This window comes from Streptomyces sp. NPDC012474 (genome assembly GCF_042955185.1).
Taxonomy (GTDB): domain Bacteria; phylum Actinomycetota; class Actinomycetes; order Streptomycetales; family Streptomycetaceae; genus Streptomyces; species Streptomyces cahuitamycinicus.
Genome location: NZ_JBIBEP010000006.1, coordinates 69,072 through 91,883, shown reverse-complemented (window position 1 = coordinate 91,883; position 22,812 = coordinate 69,072). Strand labels below are relative to the sequence as shown.

30 protein-coding genes are annotated in these 22,812 nt (G+C 72.5%); 12 read left to right on the top strand and 18 right to left on the bottom strand.

Annotation, left to right across the window (positions count from 1 at the left end):
* Positions 1 to 20: 20 nt before the first annotated feature.
* Positions 21 to 356 carry a DUF6233 domain-containing protein gene (locus ACFY9S_RS15565; RefSeq protein WP_391127943.1) on the bottom strand — a complete coding sequence of 112 codons (336 nt, stop codon included), beginning with the start codon at positions 354 to 356 and terminating at the stop codon, positions 21 to 23.
* A 136-nt stretch (positions 357 to 492) separates the two neighbouring features.
* On the opposite strand from ACFY9S_RS15565, the gene ACFY9S_RS15560 reads away from it, so the two are divergent.
* Positions 493 to 912 (top strand): nuclear transport factor 2 family protein, encoded by a 420-nt coding sequence (locus ACFY9S_RS15560; protein ID WP_391127940.1) that lies wholly within the window; start codon positions 493 to 495, stop codon positions 910 to 912.
* A gap of 7 nt (positions 913 to 919) precedes the next feature.
* Here the strand turns inward: ACFY9S_RS15560 and ACFY9S_RS15555 are convergent, their stop codons facing one another.
* The 3 genes from ACFY9S_RS15555 to ACFY9S_RS15545 form a co-directional block, all read right to left on the bottom strand.
* Positions 920 to 1,912 carry a hypothetical protein gene (locus ACFY9S_RS15555; protein WP_391127938.1) on the bottom strand — a complete coding sequence of 331 codons (993 nt, stop codon included), beginning with the start codon at positions 1,910 to 1,912 and terminating at the stop codon, positions 920 to 922.
* A gap of 152 nt (positions 1,913 to 2,064) precedes the next feature.
* Entirely contained in the window at positions 2,065 to 2,772 is a 708-nt protein-coding gene (locus tag ACFY9S_RS15550; protein ID WP_391127935.1) for a hypothetical protein, read from the bottom strand.
* Between the two features lie 93 nt (positions 2,773 to 2,865).
* Positions 2,866 to 3,312, bottom strand: coding sequence for a DUF2000 family protein (locus ACFY9S_RS15545; RefSeq protein WP_391127932.1), 447 nt, complete (start codon positions 3,310 to 3,312; stop codon positions 2,866 to 2,868).
* Positions 3,313 to 3,361: 49 nt separating this feature from the next.
* Here ACFY9S_RS15545 and ACFY9S_RS15540 point away from each other — a divergent pair, with 49 nt between their 5' ends.
* Positions 3,362 to 4,165 carry an AraC family ligand binding domain-containing protein gene (locus ACFY9S_RS15540; RefSeq protein WP_391127929.1) on the top strand — a complete coding sequence of 268 codons (804 nt, stop codon included), beginning with the start codon at positions 3,362 to 3,364 and terminating at the stop codon, positions 4,163 to 4,165.
* Here ACFY9S_RS15540 and ACFY9S_RS15535 read toward each other — a convergent pair.
* Entirely contained in the window at positions 4,162 to 4,671 is a 510-nt protein-coding gene (locus ACFY9S_RS15535) for a YbjN domain-containing protein (protein WP_391127926.1), read from the bottom strand. The two genes, ACFY9S_RS15540 and ACFY9S_RS15535, sit on opposite strands and share 4 nt — an antisense overlap.
* Entirely contained in the window at positions 4,664 to 6,001 is a 1,338-nt protein-coding gene (mshA, locus tag ACFY9S_RS15530; protein WP_391127923.1) for a D-inositol-3-phosphate glycosyltransferase, read from the bottom strand. The genes ACFY9S_RS15535 and mshA overlap by 8 nt, the downstream gene beginning before the upstream one ends.
* Before the next feature lie 229 nt (positions 6,002 to 6,230).
* Here mshA and ACFY9S_RS15525 point away from each other — a divergent pair, with 229 nt between their 5' ends.
* The 5 genes from ACFY9S_RS15525 to ACFY9S_RS15505 all read left to right on the top strand — a co-directional run bounded on the left by ACFY9S_RS15525 (position 6,231) and on the right by ACFY9S_RS15505 (position 11,349).
* The gene (locus ACFY9S_RS15525; protein WP_391127920.1) at positions 6,231 to 6,842 is read left to right on the top strand and encodes a dihydrofolate reductase family protein; all 612 of its coding nucleotides are present in this window, start codon (positions 6,231 to 6,233) and stop codon (positions 6,840 to 6,842) included.
* Between the two features lie 57 nt (positions 6,843 to 6,899).
* Positions 6,900 to 7,376, top strand: a complete 477-nt coding sequence (locus tag ACFY9S_RS15520) for a CPCC family cysteine-rich protein (RefSeq protein WP_391127918.1) — start codon at positions 6,900 to 6,902, stop codon at positions 7,374 to 7,376.
* Positions 7,377 to 7,407: 31 nt separating this feature from the next.
* Positions 7,408 to 8,226 (top strand): class I SAM-dependent methyltransferase, encoded by an 819-nt coding sequence (locus ACFY9S_RS15515; protein WP_391127915.1) that lies wholly within the window; start codon positions 7,408 to 7,410, stop codon positions 8,224 to 8,226.
* Between the two features lie 386 nt (positions 8,227 to 8,612).
* Positions 8,613 to 9,701, top strand: a complete 1,089-nt coding sequence (locus ACFY9S_RS15510; protein ID WP_391127912.1) for an NlpC/P60 family protein — start codon at positions 8,613 to 8,615, stop codon at positions 9,699 to 9,701.
* A 301-nt stretch (positions 9,702 to 10,002) separates the two neighbouring features.
* A complete protein-coding gene (locus ACFY9S_RS15505) occupies positions 10,003 to 11,349 on the top strand; it encodes a SpoIIE family protein phosphatase (RefSeq protein ID WP_391127909.1) in 1,347 nt (448 codons plus the stop codon).
* Between the two features lie 113 nt (positions 11,350 to 11,462).
* Here the strand turns inward: ACFY9S_RS15505 and ACFY9S_RS15500 are convergent, their stop codons facing one another.
* The 7 genes from ACFY9S_RS15500 to ACFY9S_RS15470 form a co-directional block, all read right to left on the bottom strand.
* Positions 11,463 to 11,795: a DUF2516 family protein gene (locus ACFY9S_RS15500; protein WP_391128777.1), complete on the bottom strand. Its 333-nt coding sequence runs from the start codon at positions 11,793 to 11,795 to the stop codon at positions 11,463 to 11,465.
* 108 nt (positions 11,796 to 11,903) lie between these two features.
* The gene (locus ACFY9S_RS15495) at positions 11,904 to 12,566 is read right to left on the bottom strand and encodes a hypothetical protein (protein ID WP_391127906.1); all 663 of its coding nucleotides are present in this window, start codon (positions 12,564 to 12,566) and stop codon (positions 11,904 to 11,906) included.
* A gap of 89 nt (positions 12,567 to 12,655) precedes the next feature.
* A complete protein-coding gene (locus tag ACFY9S_RS15490) occupies positions 12,656 to 13,264 on the bottom strand; it encodes a helix-turn-helix domain-containing protein (RefSeq protein ID WP_391127904.1) in 609 nt (202 codons plus the stop codon).
* Between the two features lie 95 nt (positions 13,265 to 13,359).
* On the bottom strand, positions 13,360 to 13,686 hold the full coding sequence (locus ACFY9S_RS15485) for a hypothetical protein (RefSeq protein WP_391127901.1): 327 nt from the start codon (positions 13,684 to 13,686) through the stop codon (positions 13,360 to 13,362).
* Positions 13,683 to 14,030, bottom strand: coding sequence for a DUF6247 family protein (locus tag ACFY9S_RS15480; protein ID WP_391127898.1), 348 nt, complete (start codon positions 14,028 to 14,030; stop codon positions 13,683 to 13,685). Before ACFY9S_RS15480 ends, ACFY9S_RS15485 begins: the two co-directional genes overlap by 4 nt.
* A 29-nt stretch (positions 14,031 to 14,059) precedes the next feature.
* Positions 14,060 to 14,443 carry a hypothetical protein gene (locus ACFY9S_RS15475; protein ID WP_391127896.1) on the bottom strand — a complete coding sequence of 128 codons (384 nt, stop codon included), beginning with the start codon at positions 14,441 to 14,443 and terminating at the stop codon, positions 14,060 to 14,062.
* Positions 14,443 to 14,736 (bottom strand): hypothetical protein, encoded by a 294-nt coding sequence (locus tag ACFY9S_RS15470; protein ID WP_391127894.1) that lies wholly within the window; start codon positions 14,734 to 14,736, stop codon positions 14,443 to 14,445. Before ACFY9S_RS15470 ends, ACFY9S_RS15475 begins: the two co-directional genes overlap by 1 nt.
* Positions 14,737 to 14,918: 182 nt before the next feature.
* On the opposite strand from ACFY9S_RS15470, the gene ACFY9S_RS15465 reads away from it, so the two are divergent.
* On the top strand, positions 14,919 to 15,188 hold the full coding sequence (locus ACFY9S_RS15465; protein ID WP_391127891.1) for a GntR family transcriptional regulator: 270 nt from the start codon (positions 14,919 to 14,921) through the stop codon (positions 15,186 to 15,188).
* Positions 15,189 to 15,221: 33 nt separating this feature from the next.
* On the opposite strand, the gene ACFY9S_RS15460 is transcribed toward ACFY9S_RS15465, so the two are convergent.
* Both ACFY9S_RS15460 and ACFY9S_RS15455 read right to left on the bottom strand, forming a co-directional pair.
* Positions 15,222 to 15,578, bottom strand: coding sequence for a VOC family protein (locus tag ACFY9S_RS15460; RefSeq protein ID WP_391127888.1), 357 nt, complete (start codon positions 15,576 to 15,578; stop codon positions 15,222 to 15,224).
* On the bottom strand, positions 15,575 to 16,123 hold the full coding sequence (locus ACFY9S_RS15455; RefSeq protein WP_391127885.1) for a DUF6817 domain-containing protein: 549 nt from the start codon (positions 16,121 to 16,123) through the stop codon (positions 15,575 to 15,577). Before ACFY9S_RS15455 ends, ACFY9S_RS15460 begins: the two co-directional genes overlap by 4 nt.
* 74 nt (positions 16,124 to 16,197) lie before the next feature.
* On the opposite strand from ACFY9S_RS15455, the gene ACFY9S_RS15450 reads away from it, so the two are divergent.
* Positions 16,198 to 16,917: a hypothetical protein gene (locus ACFY9S_RS15450; RefSeq protein WP_391127883.1), complete on the top strand. Its 720-nt coding sequence runs from the start codon at positions 16,198 to 16,200 to the stop codon at positions 16,915 to 16,917.
* A gap of 10 nt (positions 16,918 to 16,927) precedes the next feature.
* Here ACFY9S_RS15450 and ACFY9S_RS15445 read toward each other — a convergent pair whose 3' ends face one another.
* A complete protein-coding gene (locus tag ACFY9S_RS15445) occupies positions 16,928 to 17,581 on the bottom strand; it encodes a methyltransferase domain-containing protein (RefSeq protein ID WP_391127880.1) in 654 nt (217 codons plus the stop codon).
* Between the two features lie 155 nt (positions 17,582 to 17,736).
* Between ACFY9S_RS15445 and ACFY9S_RS15440 the strand changes: the two genes are divergently transcribed.
* The 3 genes from ACFY9S_RS15440 to ACFY9S_RS15430 are packed head-to-tail and all read left to right on the top strand — an operon-like array spanning position 17,737 to position 20,072.
* A complete protein-coding gene (locus ACFY9S_RS15440) occupies positions 17,737 to 18,240 on the top strand; it encodes a DUF2269 family protein (protein WP_391128774.1) in 504 nt (167 codons plus the stop codon).
* Between the two features lie 57 nt (positions 18,241 to 18,297).
* Positions 18,298 to 18,885: a WHG domain-containing protein gene (locus tag ACFY9S_RS15435; protein WP_391127877.1), complete on the top strand. Its 588-nt coding sequence runs from the start codon at positions 18,298 to 18,300 to the stop codon at positions 18,883 to 18,885.
* Between the two features lie 5 nt (positions 18,886 to 18,890).
* Positions 18,891 to 20,072 carry a GDSL-type esterase/lipase family protein gene (locus ACFY9S_RS15430; protein ID WP_391127874.1) on the top strand — a complete coding sequence of 394 codons (1,182 nt, stop codon included), beginning with the start codon at positions 18,891 to 18,893 and terminating at the stop codon, positions 20,070 to 20,072.
* A gap of 35 nt (positions 20,073 to 20,107) precedes the next feature.
* On the opposite strand, the gene ACFY9S_RS15425 is transcribed toward ACFY9S_RS15430, so the two are convergent.
* Together ACFY9S_RS15425 and ACFY9S_RS15420 are read right to left on the bottom strand one after the other, a co-directional pair.
* Complete coding sequence (locus tag ACFY9S_RS15425) at positions 20,108 to 20,731, bottom strand: RraA family protein (protein WP_391127871.1); 624 nt, start codon at positions 20,729 to 20,731, stop codon at positions 20,108 to 20,110.
* Between the two features lie 24 nt (positions 20,732 to 20,755).
* Complete coding sequence (locus tag ACFY9S_RS15420) at positions 20,756 to 22,774, bottom strand: HelD family protein (protein ID WP_391127868.1); 2,019 nt, start codon at positions 22,772 to 22,774, stop codon at positions 20,756 to 20,758.
* Between the last annotated feature and the right edge of the window lie 38 nt (positions 22,775 to 22,812).

Genomic DNA, 22,812 nt, shown 5'->3' with positions numbered 1-22,812 from the left:
TGACCGCGAACGCGTCCGCTCTACCCGTCCACGAAACCGAGCTCCGTGTCCGGCCGGCACTGCGGGCAGGCCTTGATCCCCTCGGCGAGTGCGCGCCGGGCGTGGTCGCGGTCGACGCCCTTGCTGCGCCGGCCCGCGTTCCAGCAGCCGCCGACGTGGACGTACGCGGCTGCGCGTCCGGACAGGCCGCGTTCGATCAGCCAGTCCGGAGCGGGCGGCCTGGCCAGGAGACCGTGCCGGTGTTCGGCCTGGCGGCGTTCCTCGTCCGCGATCCATCGACGGGTGCGTGCCAGGTCGCGTTCCTGCACGCGCTCCAGGAAACGGAGCAGCGCGAGCCGCGACTCTGGATCGTTCATGCGTTCGATTCTAGGTTCGACGTCACCTCCCGGCCCACCCCGCCTCCCGGCCCATCCCGGATCACCACCGGCGGCGGCACCGCGGTTACCTCCGACGTAATCGACGCTCCCCAGCTGTCCCGGCAGGCTGGGTCCCATGACACCTGCAGACACCGCGGAAGCCACCCGTCTCACCGTCCAGAAGTTCCTCGGACTCCGGCTCGCCGGTGACACCGAGGGGCTCGCCGCGCTCTTCGCCGACGAGGTCGACTGGATGCTCGCCGACAACCCGGGCGTCCCCTGGATCCGGCCTCGGTCCACCGCCGCCGAATGTGCGGCACAGGCCGATGAGCTGGCCCGGTACACCGTCCCGGAGGACGCTCGCGCGTCCGTGGACGCCGTCCTCGTGGACGGGACCGACGCCGTGCTGATGGGGCAGCTCTCCGGGACGGTCCGGGCGACCGGGAAGTCCTTCTCGGGGCCCTTCGCTCTGCGGCTCACCGTCGAGGACGGGCGGATCACCCGGCACCACCTCTACGAGAACAGCCTGTCGATCGCCCAGGCCTGCGCCCCGTGACCACGCCCTACCGCTGAGCCAGGACGTTCGTGGACGCCGGGTCGCCGGAGATGCCCGAGGGTTCGTCAGGGTCGGACGGCCACCAAGGGGCCGTGACCGCGGCGGACAGTACCGCGGCGGCTCCGACGGAGTTCGTCGCCGCTCCGGGCGGCAGGGCGACGCGGATGCGGACGGTGCGGGACCGGCCGGGCGTGAGCGTGAACTCGTCCGTCTCGACGTGCGTCCGTCCCGTCAGGTCGGTCCACCGGCCGTCCCCGCCGATCGACCAGGGCAGGTGGCCGACGGGCCGGCCGACGTCTCCCGGGCTCAGGGTGACGGCGATGCGCAGGCCGGAGCGGGTGCGGGTGCCCGCCGCGTTGCGCACGCGCACCTTCCACTCCACGGGTGGGCCGCCCTTGACCGCCCTGGGCAGGTTCGGGGCCTCGATGGTGAGGTGCGTGGGGTCGACCGGCAGGCGGACTCGCGGCGCCGATGCCACCGGGTGGGGACCGGGTGTCCAGCCCTTCGGGGCCAGCTGCGCGGCGATGCGCAGGGCGGAGAGTCCGGCCTGCGTGGAGTCCCGCTCCCTGTCGGCGGTGAACACCCGGAAGTCGAACTCCGTCCGGGCTCTGCCGCGGTGCGCGAGCGGCAGGACGGCGGCGAACTCGCCGTCGTCGTCCTGCTCGTTGGTCCACAGGAGCGGCACGTCGTGCCACGCGCCGTCTTCCCGGAACTGGAGCCGGTCGGGGATCAGGCCGAGGTGGAGCCCCAGTACGCGTCGTGCCGCCTGGGCGCGGGTCAGGCGGCCCTCGACGGAGACACGGAAGGGGACCGGCGGGCCGCCGGGGACCACCTCGCGGCCGTCGTCCTCGTCCAGGTGAATGGCCGGGCGGGGCGCGGATCCGGCCGGGCTCCGGTCCGACGACGCGTCGGGGGCCCGGTCGGCGCACCCCGCGACCAACGCCGTGGCGACGAGCAACGCGAGCGCGGCGGCTGAGCCGGGTGAGCGGGTCACTGTCACGGGGACCTCCGCACGGAGTTTAGGGGGGCCAGGGGGTTTCTGATGGTTCTCCGCGGAGATCCGTCAGAAACCCCCTGGCCCCCGGGACCTGCGGCGCGGACCAACCCGACCCTGCCCCCCGGGACCGGCAGCGCGGACCGACCCCGTGAAGCTCAATCCCGTCGCACCAGCCGCCAGTACTGCCGCTTCTCCTCGTCCCGTACGACCACCCCGAGCCGCAGCAGCTCGCCGCGCAACTCCCGGGCGTCCTTGGCGTCGTCCTCGTGTTTGCGGGCCTGCGCGCGTGCCCTCAGCAGGGCGTCCGCGCCCTCGGGCAGGCCCGGGGTGCCGGGCACCCAGCGGCGGAACTCGGCGCGGTACGGGTCCTCCTCCGCCCACGTGTATCCGTGTTCCGCTAAGGCGTCCGCAAGGCGTTGCCAGGGCAGGCCGCAGTGCTCCCTTGCCAGTTCCATGCCGTCCGGGCCGAGCAGGACGAGCTGCTTGCCGTCCCGGAAGAACACGGAGATCTCCTCACGGGTGAACTCCGGGGAGCCGTCCCGGACGGCCAGGGTCACATGGGTGTCGCGGACGCGCACGGACAGTGACTCGTGTGCCGCCGTGAAGCCGAGCAGCAGGCCGCCGAGCACGCCCACCGTGATCGTGCCGAGGGTGAGGGCGGGTTCCGGGACCGAGGTCAGCAGTTCGGCCGGGCCTTCGAGCGGCGCCCACGGCAGGGTGAGCAGCCAGCGGGCGATGAGCGGCAGCAGCACGCCACCGACGGCACCGCAGGCCACGCAGAAGAGCACGATGGCCCATGCCGATTCGGCGAGTTGCGTGGCCTTGTCGTCCGTAGGCGTGGACGGAACGGGCCTCTTCCCCAAGCGAACTTTCCTGGCTTCCTCCATGGAAGCAGTCTCGGGAAGGGCCGTCCGCACTGTCATCAGCCGTTGGTCTACGTGCCTCCGACTTTGGTCTCACGGATGCATCCGCGCTCCCTTGACCACCTTGTCCACCGCGTTCCTCGGACCGTGGACCGCGAGCCCGGCCAGGTCCAGGTCCGCGGTGGGCACGGCCCGTACGGCGGCGCGGTTGTCGCGGTCGTTGCCCGTGGTGAAGAGGTCGGAGGTGAAGACCGCGCGGGTCAGGGCGCGGGAGAGGGCCCGGGCGTGGGCGGTGGCCAGGGTTTCCTTGGTGGCCTCGAAGACCATGACCGGCTGGCGGAACATGGGGAGGTAGGGCACGCCGTCCGCGTCCTCGTAGGGTTCGCCGATCACCTCGGGGAGCTGGGTTCCCAGGCCGCTGACCAGGAACGATGTCACGTTGAGGCGCTGCCAGGGCTCCAGGTCCGCGCGCAGCAGCACGGCGATCTTCGTGTCGAAGCGGATCGGCTCCGGCCGCGGGGGTTCGATGATCGTGTTCATGATCCGAGCGTGCCGGGCGGTCCTCGTCGAGGTCTTGTACGTTCTTTGCATGGCCCCCCAGCCCGCCCGGATCGTCTCCGCCTGGCGGCCCGCCGTCCCGGGTGTCGTCGAGGTCTTCCACGCGCGGTTCACCGAGTACGCGTATCCGATGCACGTCCACGACGCCTGGACGCTGCTGATCGTCGACAGAGGCGCCGTGCGGTACGACCTCGACCGGCACGAGCACGGCACGCCGCACGACAGCGTGTCGCTGCTGCCGCCGCACGTGCCGCACAACGGCTCCCCCGTCACCCCGGAGGGCTTCCGCAAGCGGGTGCTGTACCTCGACGGGACGCATCTGGGCGACGAGTTCATCGGGGCCGCCGTCGACCGGCCCGATCTGCGCGATCCGCTGCTGCGGCGGCGCGTGGGGCAGTTGCACGGCACGCTGGGGCGGCCCGGTGAGGAACTGGAGGCCGAGAGCAGGCTGTTGTTCGTCGGGGAGCGGTTGCGGGGGCATCTGGAGGGGGACCCCGCCTCCCCCCGGTCCGCCGATTCCGTTCTCGCGCGGCGGCTGCGCGAGTTGCTGGACGAGCGGATCGTCGAGGGCGTCGTCCTGCGGGAGGCCGCCGGACTGCTCGGCGCCCATCCCGCCCATCTCGTACGGGCGTTCAGCACGGCCTACGGCATCGCCCCGCACCAGTACCTGACGTCCCTGCGCGTGGGGCGCGCCCGGCGGCTGCTCCTGGAGGGGCGCTCACCGGGGGACGTGGCGGTGGCGTCCGGGTTCTACGACCAGTCGCACCTCACCCGGCACTTCCGGAAGCTGGTGGGTGTGCCGCCGGGGCGTTACCGGGCGGGTCGGGCCGGTTAACGCTCGGGGCGCTGGGTCAGGTGAGTGAACGCGTCCAGGTTGCGCGTGGACTCCCCCCGCGACACCCGCCACTCGTACTCCTTGCGGATCGCCGAGGCGAAGCCCAGCTCCAGCAGGGTGTTGAAGGCGCCGTCGGACGCCTCCAGGACCTGGCCGAGCAGGCGGTCGAGCTCGTCGGCGGTGACGGCGGGCAGGGCGAGCCGGCCGGTGACGTAGACGTCGCCGTGCTGGTCGACGGCGTAACTCACGCCGTAGAGCTTGAGGTTGCGTTCCAGGAGCCAGCGGTGGACGCCCTGCTCGTTCTCGTCGGGGTGGCGGATGACGAAGGCGTTCAGCGACAGGGAGTGCCGGCCGACGATCAGGGAGAGCGTCGTCTTCAGCTTGCGGGTGCCGGGGAGCTGCGCGACGTACGTGCCGGGCCGGGGGCTCTCCCACTCCAGTTCGGCGTCCTTGAGCACTCCCTCGATGACCTGGGCCGCGCGCTGTTCCTGATCGGTCTCACCCATGCAGCGAGCGTACGCGACGGCGGTGTGCCTGCATCGCGGCCGTGTAGACGTCCGCCGTGGCGGCGGCGGCCGTGTCCCAGCCGAAGGACTGGGCGTGCCGGGCGGCCTGCCCGCCGAGCCGGGGCACCAGCTGCGGGTCGTCGGCGAAATCGCCGAGCACGCGCGCGTACTCGGCCGGATCGTGCCCCTGGACGAGGAAGCCGGTGTGCCCGTCGCGCACGGCGACCGGCAGGCCGCCGACCGACGCCGCGAGCACCGGGGTGCCGGCCGCCTGCGCCTCTATGGCGACCAGGCCGAAGGACTCGCTGTAGGAGGGCATGACCAGCACGGAGGCGGCGCGGAACCAGTCCGCCAGCTGTTCCTGGCCGACCGGCGGGCGGAACCGTACGACGTCGGCGATGCCCAGGCGCGCGGCGAGCTTCTGCAGGCCCTCGGGCTTGGCGAGGCCGCTGCCGGAGGGGCCGCCGACTACGGGCACGAGGATGCGCGAGCGCAGTTCGGGCCGCTGGTCGAGGAGGACGGCCACGGCGCGCAGCAGCACGTCCGGGGCCTTCAGGGGCTGGATGCGCCCCGCGAAGAGCGGGATGAGGGCGTCCTGGGGCAGACCGAGGCGGACCCGGGCGGCGGCGCGGCCGTCGGCGGGCGAGAAGCGGCTGAGGTTCACGCCGGGGTGGACGACTGCGACCTTGTCGGTCTCGGCCTCGTAGTGCCGGACCAGCTCGTCGGCCTCTTCGGTGGTGTTGGCGATGAGCCGGTCGGCGGCCGCGACGATCTGCGTCTCGCCGATCACGCGGGCGGCCGGTTCGGGGGTGTCGCCGTCGGCGAGGTTGGCGTTCTTGACCTTGGCCATGGTGTGCATGGCGTGCACCAGGGGGACGCCCCAGCGCTGGGCGGCGAGCCAGCCGACGTGGCCGGAGAGCCAGTAGTGGGAGTGGACCAGGTCGTAGTGGCCGGGTCGCTGGTGGGCCCAGGCCTGCATGACGCCGTGAGTGAAGGCGCACAGCTGGGCGGGGAGGTCCTCCTTGTTGAGGCCCTCGTAGGGACCGGCGTCGACATGCCGGACGAGGACGCCGGGAGCCAGCTCGACGGTCGGGGGGAGGGCCGCCGCGGTCGCGCGCGTGAAGATCTCGACCTCGACACCGTGCGCGGCGAGGCGCTGGGCGAGCTCCACGATGTAGACGTTCATGCCGCCGGCGTCGCCGGTGCCCGGCTGGTGGAGCGGGGAGGTGTGCACGGAGAGCATGGCGACGCGGCGGGGCCTGCGGTGCAGCCGGAGGCGCGCGGGTGACGACGCGGAGCGCCGACCGAGCCTGCCGATGTACTGGCTCACGTGGCGTTCCTCCTCGCTCGGGGCATGCCTTCCGCAGGGCGCACGCTGCCCTCCGACGGAGTCCAACGCCGGAAGCAGGTGCTCCATTTCCCGATTCGGAGGTTTTACCGAATCATTACCGCTTGTCGCTCAACCGTTCGAGGGTGAAGGAGACCGGGGGCCGATGAGTTTTCGCGCCTCACGCTGTCTGAACCACGGACGGCGACAAGCGGGAAGAAGGCGGTGCGTGATGAAACTGGTGGTGCAGGAGTTCCTGTCGCTCGACGGCGTCTCCCAGGGGCCGGGCGCGCCGGACGAGGACCCCGGTGACGGCTTCGAGCGGGGCGGCTGGTTCGTACCGCATCTGGACGAGGAGTTCGAGCGGCTGGCCGGCAGCTGGCTCGGCGAGGCGGACGCTCTGCTGTTCGGGCGCCGTACGTACACGAGATTCGCCCGTGACTGGCCCGCGATGACCGGGCATCCCCTCGCCGGGATCATGAACGGCCTGCCGAAGTACGTCGCCTCCCACAGCCTGACCGAGGCCGGGTGGAACCCGACCACGATCCTGTCCGGTGACGTCCCCGCCCAGGTCGCGGAGCTGAAACGGCAGCCCGGCCGGGAGCTCCAGATCCACGGCAGCGCCCGCCTCGCCCAGTCCCTGCTGGCCGCCGGACTGGTCGACACCCTCCGGCTGGCGATCGCACCGGTCGTGGTCGGCCAGGGGCGGCGCCTCTTCCCGGACGGCGGGGCCCCCGCGGGGCTCCGGCTGACCGGCCACCGGACGACACCGGGCGGCCTGTCGGTGCATGTCTTCGAGTCGGCGGGGGCGGCGGGATTCGGGACGTACGGGGGAAGCCAGTAGCCGCCGGGGCGCCGGAAGGCGAGGCGGTGAGGCCCCGGGATCCCTACCCTTCCGGGCATGACAGGCCCACGGCATCGCGCCGCACCACCGCCGCCTCCGCCACCTCCTCCTCCGCCTGCGCATCCTCCTCCGCCTGCGCCTGCGCCTGCGCCTGCGCCCGAGGAGCTCCTCCCCTGCCCGTGCTGCGGCCACCGGACCCTGGGCGAGCTGTGGGCCTACGAGATCTGCCCGGTCTGCTACTGGGAGGAGGACCCCTTCCAGCTCCGCCACCCCACGGCCGGCACAGGCCCCAACCACGGGCTGAGCCTGATCGAGGCGCAGGCCAACTACCGGCGGCTCGGGGCCGTGACCGAGGAGATGCGACGCTACGTGCGGCCACCGCGGGAGGACGAGCCGCTGGACCCGGGCTTCCGGCCCGCCGACCCGGACCGGGACCCCTTCGAGCAAGGGCCGGCCGGCACCCCGATGCCCGACGACCTCACCGGCCTCTACTACTGGCGTACCACCTACTGGCGGCGGCACCTCGCCCCGTGACAGCGGCAGGAAGCGGCTTAACCTCGTACCCATGACACCCCGCGCGACCACCCGCCCCTTCGGAACGGTGACCCGCGGGACGACCAACCCCAACCGGCTGCGCCGCATGGACCGCTGGATCGCGGCCACGCACGGCGCCGAGCTGCGCCGCGCCGCCGACCCGGTGGCGGTCGACCTCGGGTACGGCGCCGCCCCCTGGACGGCCGTCGAACTGCTGCAGCGCCTGCGTACGGTCACGCCACGCGCGCGCGTGGTGGGCGTCGAGATCGAACCTGCACGGGTCGCTGCGGCGCTGCCCTACGAGCGCCCGGGCCTGGTCTTCCGGCACGGCGGCTTCGAGATCCCCATCCCGCAGCGGCCTCTGCTCGTGCGCGCGGCGAACGTGCTGCGGCAGTACGAGGAGGGCGAGGTCGCGGCGGTGTGGCGACGGCTGTGCGCGCGGCTCGCACCGGCGGACCCGGCGACCGGGTCGCACGGCGGGTTGCTGGTCGAGGGGACCTGCGACGAGATCGGGCGCCGGCACGTCTGGGTCGCGCTCGGCCCGGAGGGACCGCGCACGGTCACCTTCGCGACCCGGCTGGGCTCCCTGGAGCGCCCTTCGGACCTGGCGGAACGGCTGCCGAAGGCACTCATCCACCGCAATGTCCCGGGCGAGCCGGTGCACGCCTTCCTGCGCGACTTCGACCGCGCCTGGGCGGCCGCCGCGCCCTACGCCTCGTACGGTGCCCGGCAGCGCTGGATCCGCGCGGTCCGGGACCTGGCGGCCGACTGGCCGGTGGTGGACGGGCCGGTGCGGTGGCGGCAGGGCGAAGTGACACTGCGCTGGGAGGCGTTGGCGCCGGGCACCTGACTCCTGCGGTGCGGGCATCTGACTCCTGCGGCCCGGGCACCCGACTCCTCCGGCCCGGGCGGGGGCTGTTGCGGCCCGGGCGGGGTCGTTGCGGCCCGGGCAGGGGCTCCTGCGGTCCGGGCAAGGGCTCCTGCGGTCCGAAGAGGGCCGTCACGGACCGGGCACGGGCTGCTGCGGTCCGGAAAAGGCCGTCACGGACCGGGCGAGGCCCCGATGGAACGATCTCTTTGAGTCGTTCGTCACACAGACCGGGGAGATCGCATGCCGGGGGCATACCGGCGAGGGGGCGGCGGGAAGTACTACCTCTGTCGCTTTCCGGGCCGACGTGGCAGCATCCCCGGACGAACCGCATGTTACTGACGGTTAATCAGTTTGGGGGCCGAGGTATGGGAACGGGCAAGCGTGGCCTGATCACGACGGCGGTGGCCGTGGTCTGCGCGGTCACGGTGCTGGCCGCACCGGGCACGGCGTTCGCGAACCCCGCCCCCTCCCCCACCCCGAGCGCGGGCCCGGCCCTCACGACCGGCAAGGACCTCGAAGCCGTCCGCAAGAAGCTCGACAAGCTCTACCGCGCCGCGGGCCGTGCCACCGACGAGTACAACGCCGCCGAGGAGAAGGCGGACAAGCAGTCCGCCGAGGTCGTCGAACTGGCCAAGAAGATCGTCAAGGGCAAGGCGAAGCTCCGGAAGCTGAAGGACCGCGCGGGCGCCGCGGCCGCCGCCCAGTACCGCGGGGGCGGGCTGCCGCCCGAGGCCCACCTGGTGCTGAGCGACGATCCGCAGGACTTCCTCGACGGCGCCGGCCGGGTCCGCGAGGGCCACCACGCGACAAAGGGCCTGCTCGGCGAAGTGACCCGCACCCAGGAGGACTTGGAGCAGTACGCCAAGGACGCCTCCGCGCAGTTGAAGAAGCTGGAGACGGGCCGCAAGGCCAAGGCCGCCGCGCAGAAGAAGATCGAGAAGCAGATCGCGCAGGCGGAGAAGCTCGAATCCGCCCTGCAGAAGGAGGAGCAGGAGCGCCTCGCCGAGCTGGAGAAGGAGGCCGCGAACAAGGCGCAGACCGCCTGGCTCGACTCCGGCGTCCTCGACGAGGTCAGCACAAAGGCCTCCGAGCAGGGCAAGAAGGCCGTGCAGTACGCCACGGCCCAGATCGGCAAGCCGTACCAGTGGGGCGCCGAGGGCCCGAAGACCTACGACTGCTCGGGGCTGACGTCACAGGCCTGGACATCCGCCGGACGCGGCATCCCGCGCACCTCGCAGGAGCAATGGAAGCGGCTGCGGCACATCGACATCCGGGACATGCGGCCCGGCGACCTCATCATCTACTTCGACGACGCCAGCCACGTCGCGATGTACATCGGCGACGGGGCGATGGTGCACGCGCCGCGGCCCGGGCGTACCGTGACGATCGCGGGGGCCGGGTCCATGCCCATCCTCGGCGTGGTCCGGCCGGACGCGGACAGCGGCACCAACTGATCGCCGACGGCGACCTGAAGGCGGCACACCGGATATCGGACATCCGCGGTGACCTGGCCCACGTGACCCACTGCACGTCGTACCGCGAGCAGACCGCGCGCTGACGTGACGTTCGTCATCACCGCGGCATCTCCGAGGTGTCCAACTGGGGCACATATCGCGGCATATGACACTGGCCGATGGCACAGCGGCGTGGCTCACACCATTCCAATGCGGCGCCGACACCCGCTATGGTCCCCGTCGGTGGGTCGAGGTCCCTCGCCCCATCGTGCCCTCGGGGGGAGGGAAGGAACCCAAGACGATGCCCGTACCCATACCGCGGCAGAGAGCGATCCCGGCCGTGGAGAGTGGTCAGGCGCAGGCCGCGTCCCCGCGCTGCGGCTCGGCCGAGGAGTCCGTGAAGGACGCCTCGCCGACGGGCCGCACGCCGGACACCGCCGGGAACACCACGGACAAGGTGGAGAACAACACCGCCCACACCAACCTGACGCTGCTGCTGATCGAGGACGATCCGGCCGGTTCACCGATCGTGCCGGACATGCTCGACCAGGCGGGCAAGCCGATCCGCGTCCGCACGGCCCGCAACCTGACGGAGGCCGGGCGGCTGCTGACCGACGACGTCCACTGCATCCTGCTGGACCTGGCGCTGCCCGCGCCCGGCCACAGCGACTCCGCGGACGAGCTCGCCGTGCTCCGGCACGTGCTGGAGCTCGCGCCCCGGCACGCCGTCCTGGCGCTGACCGCGTCCGGCGACGCCGAGCGCGGTGCCGAGGCGGTGCGCGTCGGCGCCCAGGACTACCTCTTCCGCGACGAGCTGGACGGCAGGCTGCTGAGCCGGGCGATCCGCTACGCGGTGGAGCGCAAGCGTTCCGAGTCGGCCGAGCGCCGGCTCGCCGAGGGCCGGCTGCGGGCGCAGGAGAACCGCCGCCTGGAGCGCGGCCTGCTGCCGACGCCGCTGCTGGAGGGCTCCTCGCTGCGGTTCGCCGCCCGGTACCGCCCGGGCCGCTCGCGCGCGCTGCTCGGCGGCGACTTCTACGACGTCGTGCGCACGCCGGACGGCACCGTGCACGCCATGATCGGCGATGTCTGCGGGCACGGCCCGGACGAGGCCGCCCTCGGCGTGGAGCTGCGGATCGCCTGGCGTGCGCTGACCCTGGCCGGTCTGTGCGGCGACCAGCTGCTGGGCACGCTCCAGCAGGTGCTGGAGCACGAGCGGGCCGACGACGAGATCTTCGCGACCCTGTGCACGGTGGACATCGCGCCGGACGGCCGCCGGGCCGGCCTGTGCCTGGCCGGCCACCCGTCGCCGCTGCTGGCCAGCCCGGGCAAGCCGGCCCGTCTGCTGCCGTACGACAACAACGGCCCGGCCCTCGGGCTGCTGCCCGGCGCCCGCTGGCCGCGGATGCAGGTGGAGCTGGGCGCCGAGTGGAGCCTGATGCTCTACACCGACGGCCTGATCGAGGGCCACATCGGCCAGGGCCGGGAGCGGCTCGGCCAGGACGGCATGACGGAGATGGTCCGCCGTCAGTTCGCCGAGGGCCTGCGGGGCGAGCAGCTGCTGCGGGCGGCCGTCAACGAGGTGCGGGACCTCAACGGTGGCGAGCTGACGGACGACGTGGCGGTCCTGCTGCTGGACCGCGTCCCGTAGGTTCCGCCGAGAGCCGGGGCCGTCGCTGCCGGAACCGCCGGAGCCAGGCCCTTACCGGCCGCCGTTCCACGGGCCGTCGGGCCGTCGCTGCCGGAACCGCCGAAGCCGGGCCCTTACCGGCCGCCGTTCCACGGGCCGTACGGGCCGTCGCTGCTGGAGCCGCGCTGGCTGCGGCCGCCGCCCGGGAGCGCCCGGATCGCGGGCCGGACGTCGACCATGTACACGATCGTCGCGATGAGGCCGATGATCGGCAGGAACGACAGGATCCCGAAGAGCAGGTTCACCACGACGGCGATCCCCAGGATGATCAGCCAGAAGGGCTTGGTCTTCTTGTCGGCCGCGCGATAGGCGTCCTCCCGGCGCACGGCGGCGTCGAGCAACGCGAAGCCGCTGAAAAGGATCAGGGCCAGGCTCAGAAGCGACAAAAATCCTTGGAAGCCCTGCATCAGCACAACGTCCACCACCCGACTCGGCTCGTCCCTACGCGGTCACCGTACCCGTACAACGGGCCGGGCACCCCCAGGGTGCCCGGCCCGTGTGGCCGCTCCGCCGTCCTACTTCGCGGGCGGGGTGGTCTTCTTCGCGGTGGTGGTCTTGCGCGCCGGGGCCTTCTTGGCGGCGGGAGCCTTCTTCGCCGGGGCGGCGGCGGCCGGCTTCGCCGGCTCCTCCTTGACCTCGACCGGCTGCGGCTTCGGCTCGACGGCCACGGCCAGCTCCTCGACGCCCTCGGCGACGTCCTCGATGCTGTCGGCGGCCTCGCCGCGCCAGGTGCGCACGGCCTGCTCGCCGTGCTCGGCGACCTTCTCGTAGGTCTCACGGGCCTTGACGGCGTACTCGGCGGCCGCGCCGACGCCGCGCAGCGCGAAGTCCTGGGCGTTCTCGCCGAACTTCTTCAGGTCCGAGTCGATCGTGGTGCCGAGCTTCTTGATGTCGACGTCGATGGAGCCGATGAACTCCGTGACCTTGGTCTGCAGGGTCTCCTGCGTCTCCTTGACGCGGGCGGAGGCCTCCTTGGCCCGGGCGGACGCCTTCTCCTGGACGGCCTTGGGGTCGGTGTTGCGTACGGCGTCGATCCGCGCGGGGGCCTCGGAACGCAGCTGCTCCACCAGGGCCGGCACCTTCTTGGCCTGCTGAAGGGCCAGGTCGGCGGTGCCTGCGGCGAAGTAGAGCGGGGTCGGGTCGCTGAAGGTCTTGCGCAGGTCGTCGGTGATGGCCATGGTGATGGTCCTCCCGGATTCTGTCTCGCTTGAGGGTTCGGCTGAGGGTTGTGTGATCCGCGGCAGAGCGGCCGGTGCCCTGGTCCGGCTCAGCCGGCCGTCTGCTGCGGGTCGATGTCGCTGGCGTCGTTCTTCTTGGCGTTCTTGCCGGTGCTGTCGCCGGTGCTCTTGCGGCTGCGGCGCCGGGCGGGCTGAGCGCCCGCGGCCGGGCCGGGCGCCGGTATCTCGGCTCCGGCGTCGGGGGCGTCCCCGTCCCTGCTCCCCGCGCCGTCCCCGGGGAGATCGGGGACGACACCGACGACGCCCGCACCGCCGGAAACACCCGGGTCATCCGAGCCGTCGCCGCTCCCGAACCCGTTCTCCTTGCGGAAGGACTCGTAGATCTGCAGCAGCACCTGCTTCTGGCGCTCGTTCAGCGCCGGGTCGGCGAGGATGACGGCGCGCGTCTCCACCTCGTCCCGGTCGCGCTCGGCGTCGAGGATGCCGGCCCGGACGTACAGCGTCTCGGCGGAGATCCGCAGGGCCTTGGCGACCTGCTGCAGCACCTCCGCGCTCGGCTTGCGCAGCCCGCGCTCGATCTGGCTCAGATACGGATTGGACACCCCGGCGGCATCGGCGAGCTGCCGGAGCGACAGCTGCGCTGTGCGCCGCTGTTCGCGCAGATAATCACCGAGATTGCCGACGTTGAGCGATGCCATGCCTTCACAGTGCAGCACTCCGCTAACTATTGCAAGCACCCGCTTGCAAAAGTGCGCCACGCCACCTGCCGGCCCGTCGCGTGACTGACCTCAGTTCACTGCCAGAAAACTTCCTCGACAACGATCTGAGGATCATCGACGCGCCGGATGAACGTGTACGTCATCCAACCGTGCCCGTTGTCGAAGAGGAGGATGCGGGGTCCCTTCGGCTTGCTGGACTCAAGCGGCCGAACCTTCATCCCGTCGGGAAGATCAGCGTCGACGTCAACGCCCCGGAAGTAGGGGTCCTTTGCGGTGACCAACTCGGCCCGCGCGGCGTCGACCGTCTTCCGCACGCTCTCGGGCAGGGTGTCGCGAGCCGCCTGGGCCTTGAGCGTCCAGTCCATCTGCCACGGCGGACCCATGAATCCCTCGTCGGTCACTGGCCGGGCTCCAGCCGCCGCACCTGGTGCCGGATGTTCGACGCCTCTTCGAGCATCGCCTTGGCCTCGGCGATGTCGGTCGACTCCGCCGCACGGTGTTCGAGATCGGCCACGTGGGCGTCGAGCTTCGGGTCGCGGGCGATCGCGTACTGGCCCCACCAGCGGGCCATGAACGCGGGCACCGTGCTGATGTCGTAGGCGTCGGCGACAGCCCACTTCCAGTGCTCGTCGAAGTCAGGGAGGAGCTGAGGCGCGTGCTCTACGATCGCCTCGCGCAGGGCCTTCGGGGTCCGTTCGGGCATGGGCGGGACGCCCGGTGTCGGTTCGGCGGCGTGGGCGGTCATGGCCGGTGAACTCCTTCGACGCGTCGTGGTTACGACCATAGTCCGCTCCTTGCGTGGTGCGTGATCTGTCCGTAAGCGTCTTCGCCCGCTTCGGTGGCCACGGTGTCCGGCAGGGGCACGCGCATCCCCCGGGACTCGGCGACCCGCAGGGCGTCGGTCAGGCACTCGGCCAGGCGGAGGCCGGCGAAACGGACCTCCGTGTACGGCGAGGCCGGGTCGTCCAGCACCTTGCGGGCGAGGCCGAGCACGTCGGTGCCGGTGGCGAGCTGGACGGCCTCAAGGTCGTCGGCGAGACGGGAGAGGTGGCTGCCGTTGTCGTCGGTCACCAGGTAGCAGGGGTTGCCGTCCGGGGATGGCCAGGGCAGAAGCCGGGGTGGCGGCGTGATGTGTGTCCGACCGGTGGGGCGTTCCATCAGGCGGCCACCTTCCCCGCGCCGATCAGGTGCCGGTCGAGATCGATCCCGAGGTCGGCGGCGACGTAGCGGCGGACAACGGGGGAGGTGTTGCCGTCGAGCGGGCTGTGCAGGCCGTACGGGGAGCGGTGGCGGGGGAGCTGCGGTGGCTGGGGGGCGGAGGGGCAGCTGACGAGGGTGAGGTGGACGTGGGGGGACAGGTGCCGCCGAGGGCGGCCCCCGCGCCGTTTCCCGGCGCCGGGAGCGAAGAAGAGGCGCAGCCGATGGAGGGCACGGGGGATAAGGTCGTGCATGTCGACGCTCCTTGTAAGCGTTGGCCGCGCCCCGGGAGGTCTAGCCACCTCGCCGGGGTCTCGTCATGTCGACCTTACCACCAACTGCGTCCCCCTGCACCCCTCTGAGTCTTTCCGCGTCCTGCTGCGGTGGGACGCGTCCCGCCACTGCGGCGCGCGTAGGGCTGCGGCACGGTGTAAAGATGACGGAACTCCCGCGCTACGAGTACGTGAAACTCGCCGACGCCATCGCCGTAGACATCGCGTCCGGCAAGCTGCCGCTGGGCGCCGCGTTGCCGGGTGAGCGCGCCATGACCGATCTGTACGGCGTGAGCATCGGCACCGTGCGTCGCGCCGTCGTCGAACTCCGCAGGCGAGGACTCGTCGCCACCCTGCCCGCGAAGGGCACTTACGTCATCGAACTGCCGGAGGCAACCGGCGACACGCACGAGGAGGGCGAACCGGACAGCTGAACCCCGAGCCTGCCTGGCGGCCGAGCCGTTCGCTCAGCCCGCGAGGAGGCAGAAGGGATGCCCCGCCGGATCCGTCAGCACCCGCCACCTGCCCGGGTTCGGTTGGTGCTCCGGCCTGCCGGCGCCCAACTCCACCAGCCGCCCCTCGGCCTCGTCCAGGTCCTCGACCTCGAAGCAGCAGTGCAGTTGCTGAGGAACCTCCTGGTCGGGCCAGCTCGGTGCCCGGTAGCCGTCGACCCGCTGGAAGCCGAGGGAGATTCCGCCATCGCTGCCCAGCGCGGCGAAGTCGGCGTCCGACTTCGGATGCGGTTCCAGCCCGGTGGCCCGCTGGTAGAACTCCGCGAGGGCGAGCGGATCCGCGCAGTCCAGGGTTATCGCGCTCAACCTCATCCGGCCAGCACCTCCTGGCAGTCCGCCCAGGCCGGTTGGCTCAGCAGGGGGCGGATGCGGGTGAAGAGGCCGAGGAGTTCGGGTCCCCACTGGGCGCGGAAAGCCGGGTCGAGGCGGGCGAGGTCGGTCTCGTTGGCGGCGGACAGCTCGGCGAAGTCACGCCGCCACTGCGGCTCCGGGACATGGCTCAGGCCGGTGAACCGGTCATGAAAAGGCCCGTCGGCATCCGTCAGCGTCGGATAGGTGGCCCGGCGATCGCACGAGGCGTACAGGTACACCAGGGCCTCTGCCTCGGCGCCGATCGCCGCTGCGAGTTCGCCACGGCGGTCCAGGGGAAGCAGGGCTTCAGGGAAACCGTCGGTTCCGTAGAACGCGTGGCACAGGCCCGCGAGTTGCAGGGCCGGGCGGGCGCCCCACGAGGCGAGTTGCCGCTGGACCCGCGTGAGGTGGGCGAGGAGGGTGCCGCCCGGATGGGCGACGTCCGCCGCGCCGAGCCCGCGCAGGAGCGCGACGGCCGGTCCTGAGCCGGGAGGGGAGACAGGCACAGGGGGTCCTTCCAGCAGCGGTCGGGGGCGGCAATCATCAAATCGGTGGACGGACCGGGCCGGCCATCGATTTGATGCGCGTCGTGACGACTCCGCAGCAAGCCCTGGTCCGGTCGGCCGCCCGCAACAACGCCGCGTGGTGTGCGGTGATGGGCCGGGCACACGAGGTGGACAGTGGGTTCGGGAAGGAAGCCTGGGCCGCTGCCCGACGTACGCCTCTGTACTACCCCGACGCCGTGACGCTGGAGCCGGGCGCTGACCCGGAGGCGCTCGTGGCGCGGATCGACACGGTCTCGCCCGGGGCCTCGGTGAAGGACAGTTTCGCCGACCTCGATCTGACGGGGGCGGGGTTCCGGGTGCTGTTCGAGGCGGAGTGGATTCATCGTGCGGCAGGTCTGCCCGTGGCCGCGCCGGACCTCGCGTGGGATGTCGTGAGTGATCCTGGAGCGCTGCGTGACTGGGCTCTGGCCTGGGACGACGGGGGCGGGAACGCGGACCTGTTCGGGCCGGGGCTGCTCGACGATCCGGAGACGTTCGTGCTCGCCGGGCGGTCCGCCGACGGACGGGTGGTCGTGGGAGCGGTGGTCGGCCGGAGCAGTCACGTGGTCGGTGTGTCCAACCTCTTCGGGCCGCCCGACGTGGCCTGGCCCCTCGTCCTGCACGCGGTCGGCCGGCTCTTCCCCGCCCTGCCCGTCGTGGGCTACGAGCGGGGAGACGACCTGGCGGCCGCCCTCCGCCACGGCTTCGAGCCCGCCGGACCGCTCCGGGTGTGGGTGCACGAGCGGCCGGCCTGAGCCCCCGGCGTCATTCCGGCTTGTACGCCAGGAACGTGCCCACCTGTCTCTTCGTCCCTCCCTCCGGTTCCTGCACCACCCGCGTCGTGACCACCAGGCCCGCCCGGTGGAGGAGTTCGGCGATGCGGTCCGGGGGGAGCAGGTACGACGCGTAGGACACCGGGTGGTCGCCGTAGGCGTGGGTCGGGCGGAGGTGCTCGTCGTTGCCGACATGGCCGGCCAGCATCAGCCGCCCGCCGGGCGCGAGGGTGCGGTGGAACTCGGAGAACACGGTCGGCAGCCACTGCGGCGGGGTGTGGTGGGTGGCGTAGTACGCCAGGATGCCGCCGAGTTCGCCGTCGGTGATGTCCAGCGCGGTCATCGAGCCGACGGTGAAGCGCAGTTCCGGGTACGCCGCCCGGGCCAGCTCGATCATCCTCGGCGACACGTCCACGCCGAACGCCGGCACCCCGTGGGCGGCCAGATGGGCCGTCACCTTGCCGGGGCCGCAGCCCAGATCGGCGACCGGCCCGGGGTGCGGGGGCCGTACGAGGTCGACGAACGCGGCCAGCATCGCGCGGGACACCGGGTCCAGGTCGGCCGGTTCCTTGACGCGCCGGGCGTAGTCGGCGGCGACGGCGTCGTAGGACTCGCGGACCGCGGTGAGGTGGGAGGGCTCGGTCATGCCACGAACCTAGGCGACAGCGGTGACACGACCCGTACTCCGACGCCGGTACGCCGGTCTACTCCCGCCGTGAGACGACCCCGCGGCCCCCGTTCGGCACCGTGTCCGGTGTGGACACGCATACCGGACCGAAGCCGACCAAGCCGAAGAAGCAGATGTCGAGCCCGCCGCCGAGGCTTAGCCGCCCGGCCCGCCGGGCCGCTCTCGTCGTGCACGTCATCGCCTCCGCCTGCTGGCTCGGGCTCACGCTCGGGCTGCTCGCGCTCGGGATCACCGCCGCCACCACCGGATCCGCCCGGACCGTCGAGGGCTCCGTCCGGGCCATGAAGCTCTTCGCCGACTGGCTCCTGCTGCCCGTCGCGTTCCTCACGCTCCTCAGCGGCCTGCTGCTGTCGCTGGGCACGGTGTGGGGGCTGGCCCGGTACCGCTGGGTGTACACGAAGTTCTGGCTGACTCTCGCCACGACCACCGCGACGGTGTTCGCACTGCGCCCCGGGGTGGACTCCGCGGTCACCGCCGTCGCCGCGGGCGGGCCGCTGCCGGACGCCGGTGACGTGCTGTTCGGGCCGGTCGTGTCGCTGTCCGCGTACGTCTTCATGACGGTGATCTCCGTCCTGAAGCCCTGGGGGAAGACCCGCCGGGGCAGAAGGTCACAGTGATTTGCCTAAAAGCTTTAGGCAGAGGCACACTCTCTTCAGGCAGAAGGGAGAGTTGTTATGGCACGCGTAGGACTGACCCCGGAGCGTCTGACCGAGGCCGGCGCCGAGCTCGCCGACGAGGTCGGCTTCGAGCAGGTCACCGTCTCGGCACTCGCCCGGCGGTTCGACGTCAAGGTCGCGAGCCTCTACTCGCACGTGCGGAACTCCCACGACCTGAAGACGAGAATCGCCCTGCTCGCCCTCACCGAACTCGCCGACCGGGCCTCCGAGGCCCTGGCCGGACGGGCCGGCAAGGACGCCCTGGCCGCCCTCGCGAACGTGTACCGCGACTACGCCCGGGAACACCCGGGCCGCTACTCCGCGGCCCAGCTGCGGCTCGACCCGCACACCGCGGCCGCGAGCGCCGGTGTCCGGCACGCGCAGATGACCCGGGCGCTGCTGCGCGGCTACGCCCTGACGGAACCGGACCAGACCCACGCGGTCCGGCTGCTCGGCAGCGTCTTCCACGGCTACGTCAGCCTGGAGCTCGGCGGCGGTTTCAGCCACAGCGCCCCGGACACCGAGGAGACCTGGGCCCGGATCCTCGACGCCCTCGACACGCTGCTGCGGAACTGGCCCGCGGCCCCTACCGATCCCCGAGGCTGACACCCATGCACACCGAGCACGACTGGATCACGACCCCCCTCACGGCGGACCTGCTGCGCGGCGCCCTCGACGTGGAGCGCACCGAGCACGGCCTGCTCCCCCACCGGCTCCCCGCCCGGGCCCGCGCGCAGAACACCAACGCGCAGCTGGCGATGGCCGAGGCCCAGCCCTCCGGCGTACGCCTGGTCTTCCGTACCGCCGCGACCGCCGTCGAACTGGACACGCTGCGCACCAAGCGCGACTACACCGGCTTCCCGCCGCGCCCGGACGGCCTGTACGACCTGCTCGTCGACGGCGTCCCGGCCGGCCGGGCCGCAGGGACCGGCGGCAACGTCCTCACCGTCGACCTGGCCACCTGGGCGGGCGAGGTCACGCCCGGCCCGGTCGGCACCGTCCGCTTCACGGGCCTGCCCGCGCGGGACAAGGACGTCGAGATCTGGCTGCCGCACAACGAGACCACCGAGCTGGTCGCCCTGCGCACGGACGCGCCCGTCACCCCAGCGGCGGACCGGGGCCGCCGGGTGTGGCTGCACCACGGCAGCTCGATCAGCCACGGCTCGGACGCCGCGAGCCCCACGGCCATCTGGCCGGCGATCGCCGCGCTGCGTGGCGGTGTGGAGCTGGTCAACCTCGGCTTCGGCGGCAGCGCGATGCTCGACCCGTTCACCGCGCGCGCCATGCGCGACGCCCCGGCCGACCTGATCAGCGTCAAGATGGGCATCAACATCGTCAACGCGGACGCGATGCGGCTGCGCGCCTTCGGCCCGGCCGTGCACGGCTTCCTCGACACGATCCGCGACGGGCACCCGGACACCCCGCTGCTGCTCGTCTCCCCGATCCACTGCGCCATCCACGAGGACACACCCGGCCCCACCGCCCCGGACAGCGAAGAGATCGGCAAGGGGCGTCTGACCTTCGCCGCCATGGGCGACCCGGCGGAGACACCCGCCGGCAAGCTCACCCTGACCGTCATCCGCGAGGAACTGGCCCGGATCGTCGAACAGCGCGCCGCCGACGACCCGGACCTCCACTACCTCGACGGCCTCGCCCTCTACGGCCCGAAGGACGCCGCCGCCCTCCCCCTGCCCGACCACGTCCACCCGGACGCGGCCACCCACCACCACATCGGCGACCGCTTCCACGACCTGGCCTTCACGCGGGGAGGGCCCTTCGCGGCAGAGGCGTGAGCGGCCCCGGCGTCTGATCGGCCGAAGCCGGTCCGTCAGTCGTCGAAGCCCTGGTCCGCCAGGATCTTGCCGACGCGGGCGCGGTGCTCCGACTCCCACGTGTCCAGGGACTCCGCGGCCTCCTCGGCCAGCTTGGTCCGGGCCGCGGCCAGGATCTCCTCGCGGCGGGCCCCGGGGACCACCACGATGCCCTCCTCGTCGGCGACGACCGTGTCGCCCGCGTCGACCGTGACCCCGCCGCAGCGCACCCGCTCGTTCAGTGGCCGTGCGGCCGACTTGGTGCCCGGGATGGGGATGACGCCGCGTGCGAACACCGGGAAGCGCATCTCCCGGACCTCGGCGAGGTCGCGGATCACCCCGTCGGCGACGAACGCGGCGATGCCCCGGCGCCGGGCGACGGCGCAGACGTTGCCGCCGGCCAGGGCATAGTCCAGGTCGCCCGACTCCACGACGACGACCGAGCCGGGGCCTGCCCGGTGGATCGCGGCGTGCAGCATCAGGTTGTCGCCGGGAGGACACCGTACGGTGAAGGCGGGTCCGGCCACCCGGGGCACAGGGTCCCACAGCGGGCGGATCCCGATGTCCATGACCTGTTCGCGGCCCAGCAGAGGGGCCAGGGTGGTCGTGGGGATGTCCGTGAACGCGTCGACGTCGGTCATGGCACGGAGCCTAACCACCCTTCCCTAAAAGGGCAGCGGCCTTCCCCGAACCACCTCCAGCCGCGACACCGCCCGCGTCAGCACCACGTACAGCCGGTGCAGCCCCCGTTCCTCCGCCTCGGCGATCGCCGCCGGCTCGACGGCCACGACATGGTCGTACTCCAGGCCCTTGACCACGCTCGCCGGCACCAGGGCGAGCCGCGCGCCGAGTTCGTCCGGGCCCGCCGCCCCGATGCCGGCGGCTTCCAGTGCCGCCCGCACCCGGGGAACGTCCGCGTCCGCCGCGACGACCCCGACCGAGCCCTCCCGCCCCAGCGCGTCCCGTACGGCCGCCACGACCGCCCCGGGCACGCCGTCCACGGTCGTCTCCCGCATGCGCAACTCCCCGTCCCCGCGCAGTGAACGGGCCGCCGGCACGTCCACGTCGAGGCGCCGCAGCAGCCGGTTGGCGAGCCCGACGACGGCCCGCGGCACCCGGAACCCGGTGGTCAGCCCGACCACGGCCGCGTCCGGTTTCCCCAGGTGCGCGAGGACCGTGGGCCACTCCCGCGCCGCCCAAGGCGTGGTCCCCTGTGCCAGATCGCCCAGCACCGTCAGCGAACCGAAGCGAGCCCGGCGGGCGATGGCCCGGCACTCCATCGGGGACAGGTCCTGTGCCTCGTCCACGACGACATGCCCGTAGCCCTCCGGATGCGCGATCAGCCCGGCGACCTCGTCGAGCAGCACCAGGTCGGCGGCCGACCAGCGCGCCGACTTCCACGACCGGGGCGGCCGTTCCCACAGCAGGGCCCGCTGCTCACCGGCGTCGAGCAGCCCCTCGGCGGCCTCCGCCAACGCCTTCTCGTCGCCGAGCAGTCCGGCCACGACCTCCTCGGGCCGCACCCGCGGCCACACGGCGTCGACGTACGCCGACACCGGCCGCGCCCGCTCGATCCGCCGGACCCAGGCGCCCGGGGGCGGCCCGGCACGCCGCTCGACCTGCTCGCGCAGACAGCGCACGATCCGCGCCCTGACCCGCTCCCGCCCGACCTCGTAGGGCGGTTCCTCCTCCCGTACCTCGGCCACGATCCGCGCGAGCCGCCCCGCCGGCACCCGCCACCGGTAGGCCCCGTCCGGCAGGGCGATCTCCGCGCCGTTCCCCTCGGCGCGCACCCTCGCGTACAGCGCCCGCCGCAGCACCTCGGCCATCCGCGCGTCGTGCTTCACGGTGGCGGCCCGCTCGCCGTCCACGCCCCGGACCGGGCAGCGCGCGATCTCCTCCCCCAGCGTCGACTGCCGCACCCCGGTCTCGCCGAGGGCGGGCAGCACCTCGGCGATGTACGACAGGAAGGTGCGGTTGGGCCCGAGGATCAGCAGACCCCCGCGCCGGATGCGCTGCGGGTACGTGTAGAGCAGATACGCGGCCCGGTGCAGCCCGACGGCGGTCTTGCCGGTGCCCGGCGCGCCCTGCACGCACACCGACAGCGCCAGGTCGCCGCGGACGAGGTCGTCCTGCTCGGGCTGGATCGTCGCGGCGATGTCCCGCATGGGCCCGACCCGGGGCCGTTCGATCTCCCGGGCGACGATCTCGCTGTCGCGCGTCTCCCCCTGCTCCAGGTGTTCGTCCTCCAGGCCGGTGAGATCCCGGGAGTCGCCCCGGCTCCCGGGCGCCCATCCGAACCGGCGCCGTACGGCGACGCCCTGCGGGTCCCGGGCCGAGGCCTGGTAGAAGGCCCGCGAGACGGGGGCACGCCAGTCGACGACGAGGGGCGGTTCGGCCGGGTGCTCGGAGATCCGCAGCCGCCCGATGTGCAACCGCCCCTCGCCGCCCCGCAGGGACCCGAAGAACAGTGGCCCCTCGGGCAGTTCCCGCAGTGCCTTCGCCCGGCTGCGCAGCTGGTACCCGAGAACCTCGGCATCGGCCCCGGACGCGGACACGTCCTCTCCGATGACGACCTGTTCGCCGGCGCCCTCGACCATCGCGGCGAGGGCGGTCCGGCAGCGCTCGTGGTGGGCGCGTTCCCGGTCGAGGACGGACTGGAGGGCAGGCTCGGGCGAGGTCATTCCACCGAGCGTACGCGAAAACGTGACCCGGTTAAATA